The 16528-nt window shown below is 61.8% G+C and carries 22 protein-coding genes; 2 read left to right on the forward strand and 20 right to left on the reverse strand.

The genetic code is table 11. The annotated features are described in order from the left end of the window. Window positions 1–182: 182 nt before the first annotated feature. The 12 genes from HNQ72_RS10085 to HNQ72_RS10140 all read right to left on the reverse strand — a co-directional run bounded on the left by HNQ72_RS10085 (window position 183) and on the right by HNQ72_RS10140 (window position 10669). The gene (locus HNQ72_RS10085; protein WP_183992138.1) at window positions 183–1589 is read right to left on the reverse strand and encodes a sensor histidine kinase; all 1407 of its coding nucleotides are present in this window, start codon (window positions 1587–1589) and stop codon (window positions 183–185) included. Window positions 1590–1617: 28 nt separating this feature from the next. Next, window positions 1618–2289, reverse strand: coding sequence for a response regulator transcription factor (locus tag HNQ72_RS10090; protein ID WP_148145533.1), 672 nt, complete (start codon window positions 2287–2289; stop codon window positions 1618–1620). 102 nt (window positions 2290–2391) lie between these two features. After that, window positions 2392–2655, reverse strand: a complete 264-nt coding sequence (locus HNQ72_RS10095) for a hypothetical protein (RefSeq protein ID WP_183992140.1) — start codon at window positions 2653–2655, stop codon at window positions 2392–2394. A 107-nt stretch (window positions 2656–2762) separates the two neighbouring features. After that, window positions 2763–2993 (reverse strand): hypothetical protein, encoded by a 231-nt coding sequence (locus HNQ72_RS10100; protein WP_183822590.1) that lies wholly within the window; start codon window positions 2991–2993, stop codon window positions 2763–2765. 18 nt (window positions 2994–3011) lie between these two features. Beyond that, window positions 3012–6806: a baseplate multidomain protein megatron gene (locus HNQ72_RS10105; protein WP_183992142.1), complete on the reverse strand. Its 3795-nt coding sequence runs from the start codon at window positions 6804–6806 to the stop codon at window positions 3012–3014. Window positions 6807–7131: 325 nt separating this feature from the next. Then, on the reverse strand, window positions 7132–7575 hold the full coding sequence (locus tag HNQ72_RS10110) for an NlpC/P60 family protein (RefSeq protein WP_183992144.1): 444 nt from the start codon (window positions 7573–7575) through the stop codon (window positions 7132–7134). Continuing rightward, a complete protein-coding gene (locus HNQ72_RS10115) occupies window positions 7572–8447 on the reverse strand; it encodes a DUF2163 domain-containing protein (protein ID WP_183992146.1) in 876 nt (291 codons plus the stop codon). Before HNQ72_RS10115 ends, HNQ72_RS10110 begins: the two co-directional genes overlap by 4 nt. Beyond that, window positions 8444–9082, reverse strand: coding sequence for a DUF2460 domain-containing protein (locus tag HNQ72_RS10120; protein ID WP_183992148.1), 639 nt, complete (start codon window positions 9080–9082; stop codon window positions 8444–8446). The genes HNQ72_RS10115 and HNQ72_RS10120 overlap by 4 nt, the downstream gene beginning before the upstream one ends. Window positions 9083–9094: 12 nt before the next feature. Then, on the reverse strand, window positions 9095–9631 hold the full coding sequence (locus HNQ72_RS10125) for a phage tail tape measure protein (protein WP_183992150.1): 537 nt from the start codon (window positions 9629–9631) through the stop codon (window positions 9095–9097). Window positions 9632–9672: 41 nt separating this feature from the next. Next, complete coding sequence (locus HNQ72_RS10130; protein WP_280518270.1) at window positions 9673–9903, reverse strand: rcc01693 family protein; 231 nt, start codon at window positions 9901–9903, stop codon at window positions 9673–9675. Next, window positions 9900–10262, reverse strand: a complete 363-nt coding sequence (locus HNQ72_RS10135) for a gene transfer agent family protein (RefSeq protein ID WP_183992152.1) — start codon at window positions 10260–10262, stop codon at window positions 9900–9902. Before HNQ72_RS10135 ends, HNQ72_RS10130 begins: the two co-directional genes overlap by 4 nt. After that, the gene (locus tag HNQ72_RS10140; RefSeq protein ID WP_183992154.1) at window positions 10262–10669 is read right to left on the reverse strand and encodes a phage major tail protein, TP901-1 family; all 408 of its coding nucleotides are present in this window, start codon (window positions 10667–10669) and stop codon (window positions 10262–10264) included. The genes HNQ72_RS10135 and HNQ72_RS10140 overlap by 1 nt, the downstream gene beginning before the upstream one ends. 140 nt (window positions 10670–10809) lie before the next feature. Here HNQ72_RS10140 and HNQ72_RS10145 point away from each other — a divergent pair, with 140 nt between their 5' ends. Beyond that, the gene (locus HNQ72_RS10145; protein WP_308422346.1) at window positions 10810–12003 is read left to right on the forward strand and encodes an MFS transporter; all 1194 of its coding nucleotides are present in this window, start codon (window positions 10810–10812) and stop codon (window positions 12001–12003) included. Here the strand turns inward: HNQ72_RS10145 and HNQ72_RS10150 are convergent. The 5 genes from HNQ72_RS10150 to HNQ72_RS10170 all read right to left on the reverse strand — a co-directional run bounded on the left by HNQ72_RS10150 (window position 11984) and on the right by HNQ72_RS10170 (window position 15270). Further along, window positions 11984–12382, reverse strand: coding sequence for a DUF3168 domain-containing protein (locus tag HNQ72_RS10150; protein ID WP_183992156.1), 399 nt, complete (start codon window positions 12380–12382; stop codon window positions 11984–11986). The genes HNQ72_RS10145 and HNQ72_RS10150 overlap by 20 nt on opposite strands. Next, on the reverse strand, window positions 12379–12711 hold the full coding sequence (locus HNQ72_RS10155; protein ID WP_210319560.1) for a phage head closure protein: 333 nt from the start codon (window positions 12709–12711) through the stop codon (window positions 12379–12381). Before HNQ72_RS10155 ends, HNQ72_RS10150 begins: the two co-directional genes overlap by 4 nt. Then, the gene (locus tag HNQ72_RS10160) at window positions 12711–13280 is read right to left on the reverse strand and encodes a head-tail connector protein (protein WP_183992158.1); all 570 of its coding nucleotides are present in this window, start codon (window positions 13278–13280) and stop codon (window positions 12711–12713) included. Before HNQ72_RS10160 ends, HNQ72_RS10155 begins: the two co-directional genes overlap by 1 nt. Before the next feature lie 119 nt (window positions 13281–13399). Then, window positions 13400–14668, reverse strand: a complete 1269-nt coding sequence (locus HNQ72_RS10165) for a phage major capsid protein (protein WP_183992159.1) — start codon at window positions 14666–14668, stop codon at window positions 13400–13402. Continuing rightward, window positions 14665–15270 carry an HK97 family phage prohead protease gene (locus HNQ72_RS10170; RefSeq protein WP_244654408.1) on the reverse strand — a complete coding sequence of 202 codons (606 nt, stop codon included), beginning with the start codon at window positions 15268–15270 and terminating at the stop codon, window positions 14665–14667. Before HNQ72_RS10170 ends, HNQ72_RS10165 begins: the two co-directional genes overlap by 4 nt. Before the next feature lie 112 nt (window positions 15271–15382). On the opposite strand from HNQ72_RS10170, the gene HNQ72_RS10175 reads away from it, so the two are divergent. Continuing rightward, window positions 15383–15589 (forward strand): hypothetical protein, encoded by a 207-nt coding sequence (locus HNQ72_RS10175; protein ID WP_183992160.1) that lies wholly within the window; start codon window positions 15383–15385, stop codon window positions 15587–15589. A 4-nt stretch (window positions 15590–15593) separates the two neighbouring features. On the opposite strand, the gene HNQ72_RS10180 is transcribed toward HNQ72_RS10175, so the two are convergent. Genes HNQ72_RS10180 through HNQ72_RS10190 form a run of 3 tightly spaced genes read right to left on the reverse strand, consistent with a single transcriptional unit; the run spans window position 15594 to window position 16415 of the window. Then, the gene (locus HNQ72_RS10180) at window positions 15594–15920 is read right to left on the reverse strand and encodes a DUF6107 family protein (RefSeq protein WP_183992161.1); all 327 of its coding nucleotides are present in this window, start codon (window positions 15918–15920) and stop codon (window positions 15594–15596) included. Between the two features lie 17 nt (window positions 15921–15937). After that, window positions 15938–16132, reverse strand: coding sequence for a hypothetical protein (locus HNQ72_RS10185; protein ID WP_183992162.1), 195 nt, complete (start codon window positions 16130–16132; stop codon window positions 15938–15940). Between the two features lie 34 nt (window positions 16133–16166). Next, window positions 16167–16415, reverse strand: coding sequence for a type II toxin-antitoxin system RelE/ParE family toxin (locus HNQ72_RS10190; protein ID WP_246450350.1), 249 nt, complete (start codon window positions 16413–16415; stop codon window positions 16167–16169). Window positions 16416–16528 lie beyond the last annotated feature (113 nt).

Raw genomic sequence — 16528 nt, forward strand, 5'->3', positions numbered from 1 at the left:
TCTTCACATCAGCATCTCCGCCCGCCTGGAAAACAATTCCCTGGCCAGGTTGATCGAGACCGTTGCTGAGCCTTGTTCGTCCGCCTTTCACTTCAATGATATAGCAGGCGATGCGATCGTCCAGAAGATATGACAGCAAGTCTTTAGCAGTTGCTCATTGGCCACAGGTTTCCTGACCTGCGTCAGGCTGCGTCACGGGTCACGCCGGGCAGCAGAAGTCTCGCTCGCAATCCTCCGTGCGCACCACGGTCCAGATTGAAAGTACCGTTGTATTCAGAGGCGATTTCGCTGACGATCGAAAGGCCGAGACCGGCACCGGGCTTGCTTTCGTCCAGCCGTTTTCCGCGTTTCATCGCTATGGTGATCTGCTCCGGCTCGAGACCGGGACCATCATCCTCCACAATCAGCTCTACCCATGCCCTTCGGGCTGCCTCGCCTTCGGAACCCGGCGGCGGAGACGACGGGGCGATCGCTACCCAGATATCGGTCTTGGCAAAACGCGCGGCATTTTCCAGAAGATTGCCAACCGTCTCTTCAAGGTCCTGCTGTTCCAGCGCCACCGCCAATGACGGCGGTGAAACGGAAAGGTGGAATTGCGTGTCCGGGTTTAACCTGCGCATGACGCGCACCAGCCGCTCCATCACCGGTTCGGCCTCGCTTCTGGCGAGAAGCGAATCGCGCTGAGCGGCGATCCGGGCGCGATTGAGATAGGACTGGACCTGGCTCTGCATCGCTTCGGCCTGCGAGCGCACCAGATCGGACGGCACTTTCTCGCCCAGCCGCCCTTCGTTAAGCAGCACTGCAATCGGTGTTTTCAACGAATGGGCAAGATTACCCACCTGCATGCGCGCACGCTCCACGATGCGTCGATTGCTTTCGATCAGCGCATTGATATCGTTTGCCAAGGGCATGATTTCGCGAGGGAAACGTCCCTCCAGTCGTTCGACTTCGCCGCGGCGCACCCGCTCCAGTGAACGGCGTGCGCCCTTCAACGGCAACAGGCCGAAAAGGATCGCCAGGCCATTGACGATCAGACTGCCAACGCCGAACACGGCAAGCGTGATATAGAGATTGCGCGAAAATCCGTGCACGTCATCTTCCACGACTGCCAGATTGCCCGAAACGCGAAACCGCGCCGCACGCCCTTCACCGTCGAGAACCACTTCGGTCTCGGCCACGAGCACCGTATTCCCGAAAGCATCATTGGTGCGGTAGAACCGTTCGTACCGATTGTTGAACGGCACGCTCAGAATGGTCGGCACCTTGATGTTCGAGGTTCCGAGCGAAGAAGACGACAGCGGCGTCGCCGCGAAAGTGCCGAGCGGCTCGATGATCCAGTACCAGCCCGTCTCCGGCTGCGAGAAACGCAGGTCACCGAGTTGCGGATTGCCCGAAAGCTTGTTGTCCTCACCGATCGTCATCGAGTTGATGACGTTATAGAGTTGCGCACGCAGCAGATCGGTAAAAGCCCGTTCCGACGATTGCCGGTAGAGCTGCGAGATGACGATCGCGATCACCACCAGCGCCACGGCAGACCACGCGGTCGCCATCAGAAGCACGCGTGCGGTGAGTGACCGAAATCCTCCCATGCCCAGGCTCGGGGGCTGTTTGGGGAGACTATTGGGCATCGGCCGGCGCTTGCATCCGGTAGCCAAGCCCACGCACGGTCTCGATCAGATCAACACCGATTTTCTTGCGCAGTCGACCGACAAACACTTCGATCGTGTTGGAATCGCGATCGAAATCCTGGTCATACATATGCTCGACCAGTTCGGTTCGCGATACGACCGTGCCCATGTGGTGCATAAGATAAGACAGAAGGCGGAACTCGTGGGAGGTCAGCTTCAGGGCAATGCCATCGACCGTTGCCTTAGAGGCCTTGGTGTCGAGGCGTACCGGGCCACAGACGATCTCTGACGACGAGTGACCAGCCGCGCGACGGATCAGCGCCCGCACCCGCGCCAGCACCTCTTCGACATGGAAGGGTTTTGCCACATAGTCGTCAGCACCGGCGTCGATGCCGGCCACCTTGTCGCTCCAGCGATCACGCGCCGTCAGCATCAAAACCGGCATGCCCTTGCCGTTGGAACGCCATTTCTCAACGACTGTGATGCCGTCCATTTCAGGCAGGCCGATATCGAGAATCACCGCGTCGTAAGGTTCCGTATCACCAAGGAAATGACCTTCCTCGCCGTCGAATGCGGTATCGACGACATAGCCGGATTCTTTCAATGCGTCCGAAAGCTGGCGATTGAGATTGACGTCGTCTTCGACCACGAGAATGCGCATGAACCGTCCCCTGCATAAAATCTTGCAAGTATCTAGCGCATCAACCCGAAAACCGCACCCGGTTTCGGATCCAAAAAGGCGCTGATGTCTAGTATACCTCGCCTACATCGGCACCCGGACGGTGACCTTGCGCGGCCGTTCGCTGCCATTGCCCTGCACAAGGACCGTCACAATGCAGGTCTGGCCATCCGAGGACGGCTGGGCCGACAGAAGCTGTCCACCCGTGTCACGGACAACGCGCGAGGCGGCTGTGCCACAGTCGCCTGCAACAAGAACGAGATAGTCTCGAGCAGTCGCAGGCTTCCCAGGCAATGCTGCGAGTGCAGTGCCGGCAGCCAAAATCGCTATGATCGGCAGTCGCGCCATGTTTACCTGTTTCCACTCAACCGACGAAAGGTCATGTCCAATGCATGTTATGGATTATGTATCGGATGACGGCTGAATGGCAAATGAATGCTCCGTAATCCTCCCCTTCAGGATGGCCTGGAGGGGGCTTTTCCACCGATTGAGCCGGTTGCCACAAGGCGTCCGTAAAGCGCCAGAAGGCCACCCGCCGCCCCCGTAAGCGTCACTGCGATATCGGCCAGTTCCGCCTGATCCGCAGCCCCGATCTCAAGGCCAGCAAGCTGTAGCGCGGAGGCTGCAACAGCAATCAGGGCACCCCAGATCGTCTTCGACTGATACCAGTTCTTCATCAAATCCATCTGTTCATCTCCTTGTTATCAAAGATTGATCGAAGATCGCGCAGGAATGCCCAAAGGAACCGCGCGTCCCATCTGCCTGACTGCGAAATCGATACTTGTTTGCCGTTCACCGAAATCGGTAAGCTCGTCTTTTGCGGCATAGGAAAAGGACGGTTCGGCCACTTCAACGCTCCTCACCACATCGCCATATGCCATCAGATCGATGCGATATCGCTCCTGTGGTTCGTCCATCGGGATGTCCAAGGCCTCCCAGCCATCTGCGTCCACCCGGCCGCATCGCGTCCAGCCTATGACGATGTCTCCATCAGCTCTCCTGTCGGCCCAAAGATGCACAGGTGCCAACGGAGTTTCGGCGCGCTCACCACCCGTAAACACCCGAGGTCCGGCCTGACCGCCACCGCTGCCAAGGCTCTCGGCGAGCCAGTTCAGCGACCGCCCGCGTTCCTCGCTGCCAAGCCCAAGCGACACCACCGCTTCATCCAGCACGACAAACGGACTACCAGACACGGCACCGGCCACCGTCGCATCCTGCGTGCCTGCAAGCCCCCGCAGCAGACCGGACAGCCGCCAGCGTTTTGGCGCGATCTCCTGCGCCGACAGAAAACCAATGATTTCCCAGGCACCATTCTGCGCCTTCACCGCGATCCGGTTTTCGCCGGAAAGAACCGCGCCTTCATCGGCCGATGCCAGCCCGCCAAAATGAAGATCCAGCTCCAGTACATTCGCATGATCGAACCGGCCAGAGACGCCGGGCCGCAGCGGCGAATACAGCGACCCGAGCCGTGCAGGGCGATCAATCGTCACCCGTGTGCGATATGCCTCGCTGGTTGCCGAGGAGGAGACCACCATGCGCCGCCACGGCCGGCAGTAACCGGCAACGCAGGCGAAACTTTCTGATGCGGCATCGGTCAGGCGCGGAAGGTCCATGAAGTGCAGGAGGGGCTGAAAGGCATCGGAAACGCCTCCGCCGCTTGTGTGGCCCCGGCTGATCGCCACATGCGAACCGGAAGGCGGCACCGCCACATGATGGCTCGCCTCGATCCGGCGGATCGCGCCGTCTTCGATACGCTCAACCACGAATATCCCATCAGGCCCATCAACGAGCCGGATCGCGTCACCCGTCCCGATTGCCTGGTCGGCCGGTGAAATCGCAAAATTCACGGTCCGCCTGGCAATACGGTTTGCCCGCAGGGCAGCTTCAACCGCAGCAAGCGCCGTCTCCTCAAAAAGCGTCGCCGGCAGATCGTAGCCCAGCACCCGCTTGCCTGCGGCCACAACCGGGCGCGAGCGCACGCTTGCCTGCTCGTAGTCCAGCACCGGATTGAAGAAACCCAATGCCGTCTCTGCAGGGAAATCGCTGTCGTGCCCCCGGTTTTCCGTCCATAGCGGTTCATCCTCGATATCAGCCAGAACATTGATTTCATGCGGTTCAAGGCTCGAGGCTAATCGCGAGCGAAACCGTATCCGTCCGCCGTCCTCGACCGCATCGATCTGAAAGGCCTCCATCAGCGGCTCGATCAAGGCCCGCGCCGAAGTGAGGTCCGCCTGCACGAAACCGGTCAGGTCACCGCTGACTGCGGAAACATCGAAATCCTCGATGCCATGGTCAACAAGGATCGCGGCAATCGCATCGGCAAGCGTGGTGCCGCCAATACGCCCGTTAAGCCAGTGCCCGGTCCGCCAGTTGCTGCCGTCGCTCCAGAACGACAGATCATCCGGAAAGGCCGGCTGCGGGCGCGCGTCCCATGTCCAGACAAAAACATGGTCCGGATCGACCATGCCCTGCGGCGCTGTATTGCCTTGCCAATGATCGTGGTGCGCCTGAAGAAAACGCCGCTGCTGGCTGTCAGATCTTCCACCCGAAGAGAAGTACGGCAGATTGCTTTCTGCCGATTTCGGATCGACGAAGACATTCGGTTGATTGGCGCCCTTGTCGACCGCGGGACACCCCAGTTCGGTAAACCACACGCGCTTCATTCCCGGCATCCAGACCGTCGGCGTCGCCCGCTCAGCACCGTCTACACGATCGAAATGCAGGCTCGACCACCAGCTTTCGATATCCTTGTAACGAAAGACCCAGGGCTTGCCCGCCAGCCCGTCGGTTATGGGTGAACGAAGGCGATTTTGCCGGTCAGCCTCACTGGCATAATACCAGTCGTAACCTTCACCGGCAGCAATCTGCCCTTTCATGCCCGTCACGTCGTCGCGCGCAGCAAAGCCATCGGGGTTACGCTTTACGAGGTCATCGTCGCGCCAGTCGGCGAGCGGCATGTAATTGTCGATGCCAACCGCATCGATGTCCGGAGAGGCCCAGAGCGGGTCAAGATGAAAGAAAACGTCGCCGCTATCGTCCTGCGGATGATAGCCGAAATATTCGCTCCAGTCGGCACCATAGGTTATCTTCGTCTCCGCTCCGACCCTCGCCCTGACATCCCCGGCAAGTTCGACCAGTTCATCAACAAAGGGAAACCGATCCGCCTCATCGCGCAATTGCGTCAGCCCGCGCAGTTCAGAGCCAATGATAAAGCCGTCTACACCACCCGCATCGCCCACCATATCCGCATAATGCAGAACCATGCGGCGATAACCCTCGCTGTCTTGGCTGAAGGCCTCCACCTGGGCCCGAGCAACCGCCGTCCGGTCCACCGACCCGGCTTCTCCCGGGGCAGGATGACAGGTGATCCTGCCCCGCCAGGGATAGGCCGCCTGTTCACTGCCGCCATAAGGATCGGGCAAACCGTTTCCCGCTGGAACATCCATCATCACGAACGGATAAAGATAGACCTTCAACCCACGCGCCTTGAGGTCCGCGATTGCCGCCCTGACGCTCCTGTCGCTTGGTGTACCACCATAGGCAGGCGCGCCGTCGCGCCGGCTGACCAGGTGGGCCTCACCGCGCCCGATGCCCGCTGCCGACCAGGTATCGCTTTCATCGCGCCGCGCCTCCACTTCGACACCCGGCCTGATCCGGCAGTGCCCTGCACGGAGATCCGTGCCGAACCACGAGACGACCAGCGCCACCCGCTGAAGGTTCGGGCAAAGAGCCTGCAACTCATCGAGCGAAGCCTGCCAGTCGGTCAGCGCCGTCGTCGTATGCCGGTTGATGATGCGGCCGCTGCCTTCACCGGTGCTCTCCGTTACCTGAACGGTCTGATATCCATGCTCCGTTGCTCCCGGAATGAGCGTTACCGCCCGGATCTGCGCCTCCAGCCTGCCAACCGGTCTCAGCACCTCGAATTGCAGGAGCGGAATACGATTGCCGAACGCATCGAGCGGCAGCCTTTCGAAGACGACATAGGCCAGCCCACGATAAGCCGGCGCCAATCCTTCTCCCTGTTTCGCCTCGATCAGCGGATCGGGCAGCTGCTCCTCGTCGCCGCGATAGACGCGCATTTCGATCGCAGTCAGGTCGATTTCTCGGCCATCGGCCCAGACACGCCTCACCGAAGCGATCGGCCCCTCGCACAACCCGATGGCGAAATTGGCAAAGTAGCGAAACGTCTCGACGCGCGGCCCCGTCACCTTGCCGCCAGTGCGTTCACGCGTCACCTCCTCCTCGAAACGCGTCGCCCATATCAGCGTACCGCCGATCCGCGCCGTCCCGTAAAGCCGGTTGATGGCAGCGCCTTCGTCTGCCCCCGGAATACGGGCCGTACCCAGCCTCGCGCCCGAAATCGTGCGATTTCCGTTGATCAAGGCCCGATCGACGACACTGCCGGCGAGAGCACCCGCAGCCCGTCCGACAATCGCGGCGATCGGACCGAACACGCCGCCTAGGGCCGCACCGGCTGCCTGGAAAAGAAGAGTAGCCATGGTCTCTCCTCACGCATCCGTCTTCACGACTGGATGCGCGCTAAAATTGCAATAACGTATCAATGTTTAGAAGCAAAAGCAGAAGTGCCGCAGCCAGCGCGGCACATCGGTCGAGACGGGCTCCACCGACTTTGGCAGAAGCCCTGCTTTCAAACCCGGAGGTGATGTTATGAGGCTCAAGCCGATTGGCTTTACGCTTATCTGGAGGGTGACCCGGACGGGCTGGTCAATAGCCGTCCGGATCCACTTTACCAAGTAAGTCCACGGTGGCCGGGGTTGCACCCCCGCTCACCACTTCAGCAATATACGCCAGTTCATCGCCGTTTCAATCAATCCGGGTCCCCGGAAACCGATGCACGGCAGCGATCCGCCGCTTCCACGAGGGCACCAGCGCCGAACGCGTCACCGCCACCTGCTCATAGGCATGAATGAAATAGGTCGGCGCGACAAGAATACCGGCATGCTTGGCCGCACAATCCGGCCTCCAGCGAAATAGCAGCAGGTCTCCGGGCCTTGCTTCCGCGAACGGCAACGCCTTTCCGAACAGTCGCAGCGCTGCATCCGTCAGCCGGTCCTCGCCGCTACGTTCGGCCCAGTCCGGCGCATAGGCCGGCACCGCCTCCGGCTCATTGCCATAAAGCTCGCGCCAGATACCGCGGATCAGACCGATACAGTCGCATCCCACATGCTTCGTCGCGCCCTGATGCCGGTAAGGCGTGCCGATCCAGCTTTCCGCCAGTACAACCATCCTGTTCGCCGCCCCGCTCATTCGAAGATCGGTCCACCGTCATGGATCCGCTCGCCGTCCACATAGGAATAGGCAAAGTCAGAACCCGGCACATGCGGGAAACCGCGGAAATTCAGCTGGTTGGCAAAACGCTCCCGACACGTCGAGATGGTCTTGTCGCAGCCGGCCGTCACCACGAATGCCCGTCCGGGCTCGACATCCTCCTCAAGCGGCAGCCAGAGTGAGAATACCACGCTGCCGTCGTTGCGCCTGCCATGCGCGTCCACCTCGGCGAACAGACCGTCCGAAAAGACGATCCTGCCCTGGCGGAAGAAACCATCGGCGAAATGCGCCAGCCCCGAAACGAGCAACCGGCTCCGGTCCACCATCTCGACGACCGATCCTTCGCCGCGCCAGGCGGCAAGATCCATTCTGCACCTGCCATCTCCAAGGCTCGCGTCGCAACGGCGATTGTAAAGCCTGCCCTGCGGCTGGTTCAGCCTGTGTGCCAGGCTGCGCAATTCCGCCCGAAACTGGCCACCGGCGCGCACCACTTCGCCGATCTCGCGCACATTCAGCAACATATGCTCATCCGGCGCTGCCCAGTTGACGAAAAACAGCTCGACCCGGGCGCCATCGTAACGCCCGGCCGCCAGATCGCCCTCGTCGATCGCCGCATTCGAAAATCCGCCGGCAACCTCGTCGGCCTCCGCGCCGAGCCCGGACGCCTGCTCGCTTTCGCTTGCCGCAAAGCCGCTCGCCGCCAGAAAATTCGTGCCGTCGAAGCCAAGATCCCGGTCATGATCGGTAAAACCGATCACCACGCCATCGCGCCGCGTCACCCGCCAGCAATGGCAGGTCGTCGTCGCCTGCCCGTCGAGATGCGTCTTCAGCGCGGGAGGGATCGTCCTCATGCCAATATCTCCGTCAGGGGAATGGTCGGAATACGCCCGGCATCGAAATGCGCGAGATTGACATCGATACGATCGATATCGAAGCGCACCGGCACATCGAATTCGAAGCCCGCCCCGACCAGAGCGCCTGCCGCCGGCACATGGCCGGCAAGAAAGGTGAGCACCCCGGTCGTTGCATCGACCGACCAGGCGGTGCCTGCCGCTTCCACGCCATCCACGGAGACCCGCACCGTTGCCAAAACCGGTTTCACGATCCGCCGCGTCCAGCCACCGCCGGCGTCCTGATAGGCCTTCACCAGCTGGAAAGCCGCCGTCATGCCGTCGCCGGTGCCGATGATCTGGTCGGTCGCGGCAACCGTTCCGCCCGGCGGGCACGAGGCCCAGTCGACCGGATCGCGAAAACGAAAACCATAAAGCTGCCCGCGGCGGGCCTCGAAGAACTCCAGGACCGCATAGAGATCGGCAAGTGACCGGATGCCCGATCCGGCATCGTAACTGCGCCGGCTGTCGCGCCAGCGCTGATTGCGCTGTTCCCGCCCGTTCGAAAGATTGACGATATCCGTGCGCCGCACAGGCCCACCGCTCGCCCCGAGCGCCACCCGCAGCGGAAAGCGCACGTCATGAAATCCGCTCATCGCATTCTCCCGTCAAAGCCCTCTGCGGCCACGCATGACACTGCGCGCCAGCATGGCCGAAACCTGCGCCTCGCTCTTGCGAAAGCTTGCCGCATCGGTCGCCGTCACGTTGAAGACCACCTGCGGCACAGCCCCGCCGCCGGCCGATGCCACGCCAAGCGAGCCGTCCGCGCCGCGTTTCAGCGGCAGGATCGCTTCCGGTCCAGCCTCGCCCATCAGGCCAGTGCCGCCATTCATCGGGAAATAACTCGGCGCCCGAACGACCCCGCCATCGGCAAACGGTGTCACCGACCCGATCAGCGATCCCACGGCATTGCCGAGCAATCCTTCCAGCGGCTTCAGGCCGGCCGAGAGCGCAATATCCGTCAACCGGTTGCCAAGCCCCCGCAAGACATCCTCGAGGCCCTTGCCGCCCGTCGTTGCCGATCTGAGCGCTCCGGTCAGCGCGGCCCCAAAACGCTGCGACCGCGCCTCCAGATCAGCCATCACATCGGACAGTGCCTCCGCGCCGGCGAACGTTGCAGACAGATTGGTATCGTCGTTTTCCATTGTTATTCACTCCATGGGGCAGACCTCGGTAAAATTCATGCTCAATCCGGAAACACCCGCATCAACGCATCCAGCTCCGCCCTGCCGACCGCCATCGTGCGAGGCCGTGCACCACCAGCCATGAGAAAGAATTCGACCGGCGTCAGTGCCCAGAAATCCCGTGAGGAAAGCCGCAGCAGGCAGAAGCCGACATGCATGACGACATCCCAGGGAAATGGCGCCGATGCGCCTGCCCTGTCGTCACTTGCGCCCTCTCCCGCTGCGGCATTCAAGGGTTTGCGGCCGTGCCCTCCCCGCGCCCGGCAAAGGTCGCCGTCAAAAGGTCGGCGACAATGCCGGCATAGGTCGCAATCCCGCCCTCGACACTCATCGCAGCCACCTCGTCATCGGAGAGAAGATTGCCGCCGCCGCGCAGACCGGCACCGATGATGCGGATCATGTCGGCCGCTTTCAGCCTGCCGGATGAAAAGCGCGCAGCCAGCCGGTTGAGGTCTTCAACCGCAAAGGCCGTCTCCAGTTCCGCCAGTGCCCCGAGCGTCAGGCAAAGGATGCGGCGCTCGCCGTCCAGTACCGCCTCCACCTCGCCGCGTCGCCGGTTGGCCCGGCTGCCAATGACCACAGCCCCGGCCATCACAGCGCACCGAATGCCAGTGCACCGGCAGATTCGAGCGCCAGTTCAAACCGCACCTCGCCATTGTGCTCGCCGGAATATTCGAGTGCCGTCGCCTGGAACGGCCCGGTGATGGTGCCGAAACCCGGAATGATCACCTGCCAGTCGAGGATCGCCGCAGAAAAGAAGGCGGCCCGCACCTTCTCGTCACTCGCCTGGTCCTTGAATATGCCGGCCCCGGTCAGGGATGCGCGCTGGACACCCGCGCCACCCAGCAATTCCCGCCAGCGCCCCACACTTTCCGCATCCGTTACATCCACCGTCTCGGCGTTGAAGGCGAGACGTCGTGATCGCAGTCCTGCCACGGTCATGAAAGTCCCGCCTTCATCGACCTTCAGAAGCAGGTCCCTGCCCTTCTGCGCTGCCATGTTGCCATTCCTTCCTGATTGCTTGTCGTCTTCGGCCGCAAGGCCACTTTCCGCTGTTACGAGGACCTGCTACAGCCGTTGTCGCCAGTTCCCTTCGCGATGTCCCCGCCATGCCTCATTCCCCCAGTTCGGTCAGAACCGTGAGCGTCCTCGCCATTGGGCAGTTGATCGGATGGGGCACGACATTCGAAGCGGTCGGGGCCATCGGCCGCAAGCTCGGTTCTGATCTCGGCCTTGCAAACGAGATCGTCTTTGCCGGCCTCTCGGTCATGATGATGACGAGCGCCTTCGCAAGCCCGCTGACGGGCAGAATGCTGGAGCGTTTCGGCGCCTCGCGCGTACTTTCCATCGGAACCCTATTCTTCGCCGCAGGACTTTGCGTTCTGGCCAGCGCACAAGGGGTGATCGGTTACATAACCGCCTGGATCATCCTCGGCCTTGGCGCAGCCCTTGCGCTCAATGCACCGGCTTTCACGGCCGTGGTCGAACGCGAGGGCGTCGAGGGAAAGCGCACGATTGCCATCCTGATGCTGTTCACCGGCCTGTCGCCGACGATTTCCTGGCCGCTGCTCAACCTGCTGCATGATCTTATCGGCTGGCGTTCGACCTTCCTCTGGGCCGCCGGATTGCAGGTCTTCGTCTGCCTGCCGCTCTATCTGTTCGGCCTGCCGAAACCGGTCGCCCGCGAAGCGGCCCGCATATCGGCCAACACCGCACCGGTACCGCTGACTGCGGCCGGCAAGAAGGCAGCCTTCATCTTCGTGGCGCTCTCAACGGCAATCGCCTCCTTCGTCACCTTCGGCCTGTCGCCTTCTCTTCTGGAAGTGCTGCAACAGTCCGGCGCCACGCCCGAACTCGCCCTGCAGCTTGCCGCAGCGCGCGGCGTGCTCGGCATTTCGGCGCGCGGGTTCGATATGCTGCTCGGCAAGCGGGGCAATCCGTTTCTCACCTCGGTCAGCGGGATCAGCCTGATGGTTGCCGGCTTTACCAGCCTCCTCCTGTTACCACCGTCAACCGTCAGCCTCTGGATTTTCGTCGCACTTTACGGCTTCGGCTCGGGCATATTGGTCGTCGCCCGCGCACTTCTGCCGCTGGCGCTGTTTTCGCCGAGCGAATACGGCCGTCAGGCATCACGGCTGATGATGCCGCAGAATATCGCCAACGCCATCGCCCCGATCCTGTTTACCGCACTGCTTGACCGAACCGGCGTATCCACCGCGCTCATTATCTCCATAATGCTCACGCTTGTCGCTCTCTGCTCGGTCATCCTTTTGATCTCGCTTGTCCGAAAAGCGCGCCGAACGGCGGGCACCATTACTCCGTCACAGCCCTGAACCGTATCTCGCTGAGATAGTACCTGGTCTTCTGCTCACGACGGCTGCGCGTACCGATCCTCAGCAGGCTCACAAGCACAGCATCGTCGAGCGTCAGATCCGCATCGTTGAGAAGCGCCGTCACCTTCGCGGCGATCTCCTGGGCAAGTTTTCGCCCTTCGCCTTCCGACCAGATCTCCAGTACGAGAAAATGCTCCTCGCCGGCTTCCGTCACGGTGGAAAGATCACGCGTCTCCATTTCGCCGAAGATGATCGCCGGCAGTTTCGGCCGTGCCAGCAGACGATCGCGAATGCCGTCCGGCCCGATCAGCTCCGTCAGCCCGGCATCGCCGGAAAGCCGCTGGTGGATCGCCTTCAAAAGAGCATTTGCCGCGCTCATGCCGCATCCTCCTCGCAGAGGCAGGTCAGGTAACGCCCCGTTTCATCCGGGTCCTGCACCAGCTTTATCGCAAACAGCCGTGCTCCCTTGCGCAAACGCTGTCCGGCGGAAACCCCTTCACGAAACCGCAGCCAGATGCGGTGGGTGATCGTGCCGATCTCGGCACCTGCCCGTTCCACAAGGCTCGTCGACACCGGCTCGATCTTCGCCCACATGGCGGCAGTCTCCATCCAGCTCACCGTGCCGCCGCCCTGCCCGTCCGGTGTGCTCGTCTGCTCTTCCAGCGACAACCGTGCCGTCATCTGGCCCGGATCGAAAAAGACGACCATCACAGCCTCCGCATCCGGAAAGGGGCAATCAGTCGCTCGTAACCGTCAGGAACACCTGCCGGCTGCTGGTCGGCGGAGATGACACCGCGGAAGGCAAACATGTGGCCGAGATGGATCAGCATCGCCCGTTTCAGGGTGTCGGGCACATCCGTTCCCGCCTCGCCATAACCGGCGGAAAAGTCGATCTCGATACCGTTCACGGCCCGGCCCGGCGAAGGCACATCACGCAGCCACAGCCTTGCCGGGCGTCCCGCAGCATCGAGCAGATGATCTTCAAGCGAAACATCAATGGCCGCCCCATCCGCGTCATAAACCGTAACGGATTGAATCGCTTGCACCGGCGACTTCAAGATACGTATCACCCCGTCCTTCGGCCATCGGTCGAGATAAAACCGCCAGCCCTGGGCGATCAGGCAAAGCCCGGTCTCGCCTTCGAGAAAATCGCGCGCAGTCTTCACGAGCGACAGAAGAAGCGCATCCTCATCGTCACCATCAAGCCGCAGATGCGCCTTCACCTCGGCAAGCGTCAACGGCTCCGCCAGAGGCGGATCGGTCAGGGCATAGGTCATCGGAATCCTTTGATGGGTAAAAAGCCCCTCATCCGCCTACCGGCACCTTCTCCCCGTGATGAAGGGGAGAGGGCTAGGGTGAGAGGCAGACTTTGATCGGGATGGAGCAGAAAGCCCCGTCAGCTCGCCGCGAATTTCACCAGCTTGATCGCCTCGAAATTCTGCACCCCGCCGCCGACGCGCTTGGTGGTGTAGAACAGAACATAAGGCTTGGCCGAATAGGGATCGCGCAGGATACGAACTCCCGCCCGATCGACGACAAGATAACCCGAGCGGAAATCGCCAAACGCGATCGACAACGAACCGGCCGCGACATCCGGCATCTCCTCGGCTTCCGCCACCGGAAAGCCCATCAGCGTGGCGGGCTGGCCGGCCGATGCCGGCGGGCGCCACATGTAATTGCCGTCGGCATCCTTGAACTTGCGGATATCGGCCTGCACCTTACGGTTCAGCATGAAGGTGCCGTTCTGCCTGTGCCCGGCCTTCAGCGAATAGATCGCATCGACCAGCGTGTCGGAAGGACCGGTGGATTTCCAGGCTCCCGCTGCCCCGGTCGCGATATAACCGAGATTGCCCCAGCTCCAGGCGCTGTCGGCCACCGTTGTGTAGGACAGAAATCCCTTCGGCTTGTTGACGCCATCGCCGCGAATGAAGGCGTCGCCCTCCTGTTCGGCAAAAACGATATCCACCTCGCCGGCGATCCAGGCCTCGATATCGACCGCCGCATCGTCGAGCAGCGCCTGAGTGGCCGCCGGCATGGCATAGAGTTCCATGGTCGGGAAGGACAGTTCGGCCAGCTGCGGCGCATTGGTCTGCGGCCGCGCCGCCGCCTCCGCCACCCAGCCGGTCGCAAGGCCGGTCGTGGCAAACGGCTTCTTCAGCACCGCGGAGGAAACGGTCCGCACAGTCGAGAGCGCCCGCATCGGCGAGACGACGGAAACCCGCCGGCCGATCTCCGTGTCGGTCTCGTCCGGCACCAGATAACCGCCATCGGCACCGCTGCCCGCCGACATCGCCTTGGCTTCCAGCTCGCGCAGCCCCGCCTCGTCGCCGCGGCGAACATAGGCATCGAAGGCCGCCTTGTGCTCCACCACGTCCGGCGACAGCTCGGCCCCACGGGCCGATCCGAGCTGCGGCCGTGCCTTCTTCAGAACAAGCTGGTCGACAAGCTTCTTCTGGTCGTCCATCGCCCGGTTGATCCGGTCGACCTTGTCACGGGTCACGATATCCGATGTCAGCTTCTGCTCGATCTCGCCGAGCCTGCGGTCGTTGACATCCTTGAAGGCCTCGAATGCCTCCATGAATTCGTCGAAAGCCGCCGTTACCGTCTCGGGTATGGCCTTCACTTCGGGCGCCACCTTGTTTGCCTGCATAACCTGCTCCGTCATATCGATTTTCCCTTGAAGCTTGAGGTGAACATCATCTTCGCCGCCCGCCGCATCTGGCGGACGAGTTCGGTTTCCCGGTCGCGGAAGAACCGGGCATGCTTGACGTCGGAGACCCTGGCCGATGGCAGCATCGGAAAGGTCACGACGGAAATTTCCCAGAGATCGGCTTCGAGAATGCGCCGCACGCCGGTCTTGGCATCGGTGCGCGCCTTGACCGTGCGAAAGCCGATAGACAGCCCGTCCAGCGCACCGGATTTCATCAGCGAAAACACTTCGCGCGACCGCCCGACACCCGGCGCCAGCACACCCTCGACATAAAGCCCGCGGGCATCCTCGCGGATCGTCTTCCAGGCGCCGATCGGCTCGTTCGGATCATGCTGGTAGAGCATCCGAACCCCCGGCGCGCCACGGGCGACAAGCGAGTTCAGAAATGCCCCGCGCTCGATCCTGTCCTTGCCGAGATCGACCTCGCCGAAGACGCTGGCATAACCGGAAAACGTGCCGTCGCCGGTAATGCCAGCCAGTTCCAGATTGGCGAATTTGCGTGCCGTTGGGCGCGCCGGAATACGCATGGGGGCGCGGTGCCCGCGGTCAGCGTGCATGGAAATCTCCTGAATTGAATGAAACCTTTACCCGGCCGCAGGGGCCTTAAGGATTGAGCCGCGACCCGCATCGCGGTATCCTGCACTGCGCCTCTCTTGAATGGAGGACGACATGCAGATGCTCTTTTTGATCGCACTCGGCATCGTATCCGGCACCGCCCTGATCGCAGGCGCGATCCGGCTGGCCCTTTATCCGCCCGGCATTTTCAAAAAGGCCATCATGGCTGAACCGCTCGACAGGCCGGACCACGCGCTGGGAGACGCCGCCATGTATGCCGGCAGCGAAGGAAGCCACGGCAGCGGCGAGAGCCACGGCTGACAGCCTAACGCCGCCCGCCATATCTTTCCGCCACGCGAGACAAAGCCCCCAGTACCCACCAGGCACAAAGGCTCGCCGCCGCCGAGCCTGCCAGCATCGTCTCCGCCCCCGACAACATGCCGGAAAGGCCGAGCCGTTCGGCCAGCCACAATCCCGTCGGCCCACCGAAGATCAGCCCGCAGGTCATGCCCGTCGCAAAACGGCTTGCCGCCTCACGCCGGCTCTTCGGCAGAAGATAGATCAGCGACACGCCGGCCCCGGCAAAAGCCCCAGCCGTCTTCGCCGCCAAGACGCCAAACATCGCGCCCGGATCATGTCCAAGGTCAGCCATTGTTAATTCCTTGTCCGTTAGAGGGGACGGCGCTCGGCGCTGCAATGATCGAACGCCACTCCGTTCGGGCGAACGCTCAAGGCGTGCAGAACCACATGCGGCATTCTGTTACCGCCAAAGTCGTCGAGACTTTCACCAATATTCAGAATCGCTTGGGCGATAAATTTGAAAGGTTGAGTCCGGCACTTCACGGGTTGAGTGAAGGCGCTCATTCCACAGCCTCTTCACCCAAAGATACAAAGCGCATTATTCGAATGCGTCGTCGTCATCCTTATCAAGATCAGCTGGTCCCTGCCTGCCATGCAGGACCGAGACGATCGTGATGCGATCAAGCTGAATTACGTAATCCAGATTATAGGGTGCCGATACGAACCGGCGAACGTCATCTGCAGGTGCGACGACGACACCGACATGGGGATGATCGCCAATCAGGCGAGCAGCCTTCTTTATCTGATCCGAAAAGGCCACGGCAGAACGCCTGCCAAACTGGGCCAGATAGTGCCGTTACCTCTCGACATAGCGATCGCTTCCTGAGAGAAGCGCACTTGCATCAGGCGGCATCCTCGCGGTTGAGGCAATCAAGTTCCGCGAAGAACTCTTCCGCGTCT

Origin of the sequence: Aliirhizobium wenxiniae (assembly GCF_014201355.1) — a bacterium.
GTDB lineage: Bacteria > Pseudomonadota > Alphaproteobacteria > Rhizobiales > Rhizobiaceae > Neorhizobium > Neorhizobium wenxiniae.

Bases quoted from the DNA above. Each gene is read 5' to 3' on its own strand.
- HNQ72_RS10125 (WP_183992150.1), bottom strand. From the start codon at position 9,631: ATGGAAAACGACGATACCAATCTGTCTGCAACGTTCGCCGGCGCGGAG.
- HNQ72_RS10150 (WP_183992156.1), bottom strand. From the start codon at position 12,382: ATGAGCGCGGCAAATGCTCTTTTGAAGGCGATCCACCAGCGGCTTTCC.
- HNQ72_RS10140 (WP_183992154.1), bottom strand. From the start codon at position 10,669: ATGGCAGCGCAGAAGGGCAGGGACCTGCTTCTGAAGGTCGATGAAGGC.
- HNQ72_RS10155 (WP_210319560.1), bottom strand. From the start codon at position 12,711: ATGGTCGTCTTTTTCGATCCGGGCCAGATGACGGCACGGTTGTCGCTG.
- HNQ72_RS10115 (WP_183992146.1), bottom strand. From the start codon at position 8,447: ATGAGGACGATCCCTCCCGCGCTGAAGACGCATCTCGACGGGCAGGCG.
- HNQ72_RS10180 (WP_183992161.1), bottom strand. From the start codon at position 15,920: ATGGCTGACCTTGGACATGATCCGGGCGCGATGTTTGGCGTCTTGGCG.
- HNQ72_RS10090 (WP_148145533.1), bottom strand. From the start codon at position 2,289: ATGCGCATTCTCGTGGTCGAAGACGACGTCAATCTCAATCGCCAGCTT.
- HNQ72_RS10135 (WP_183992152.1), bottom strand. From the start codon at position 10,262: ATGGCCGGGGCTGTGGTCATTGGCAGCCGGGCCAACCGGCGACGCGGC.
- HNQ72_RS10120 (WP_183992148.1), bottom strand. From the start codon at position 9,082: ATGAGCGGATTTCATGACGTGCGCTTTCCGCTGCGGGTGGCGCTCGGG.
- HNQ72_RS10165 (WP_183992159.1), bottom strand. From the start codon at position 14,668: ATGACGGAGCAGGTTATGCAGGCAAACAAGGTGGCGCCCGAAGTGAAG.
- HNQ72_RS10170 (WP_244654408.1), bottom strand. From the start codon at position 15,270: ATGCACGCTGACCGCGGGCACCGCGCCCCCATGCGTATTCCGGCGCGC.
- HNQ72_RS10095 (WP_183992140.1), bottom strand. From the start codon at position 2,655: ATGGCGCGACTGCCGATCATAGCGATTTTGGCTGCCGGCACTGCACTC.
- HNQ72_RS10160 (WP_183992158.1), bottom strand. From the start codon at position 13,280: ATGACCTATGCCCTGACCGATCCGCCTCTGGCGGAGCCGTTGACGCTT.
- HNQ72_RS10185 (WP_183992162.1), bottom strand. From the start codon at position 16,132: ATGAGCGCCTTCACTCAACCCGTGAAGTGCCGGACTCAACCTTTCAAA.
- HNQ72_RS10100 (WP_183822590.1), bottom strand. From the start codon at position 2,993: ATGGATTTGATGAAGAACTGGTATCAGTCGAAGACGATCTGGGGTGCC.
- HNQ72_RS10085 (WP_183992138.1), bottom strand. From the start codon at position 1,589: ATGGGAGGATTTCGGTCACTCACCGCACGCGTGCTTCTGATGGCGACC.
- HNQ72_RS10175 (WP_183992160.1), top strand. From the start codon at position 15,383: ATGCAGATGCTCTTTTTGATCGCACTCGGCATCGTATCCGGCACCGCC.
- HNQ72_RS10105 (WP_183992142.1), bottom strand. From the start codon at position 6,806: ATGGCTACTCTTCTTTTCCAGGCAGCCGGTGCGGCCCTAGGCGGCGTG.
- HNQ72_RS10110 (WP_183992144.1), bottom strand. From the start codon at position 7,575: ATGAGCGGGGCGGCGAACAGGATGGTTGTACTGGCGGAAAGCTGGATC.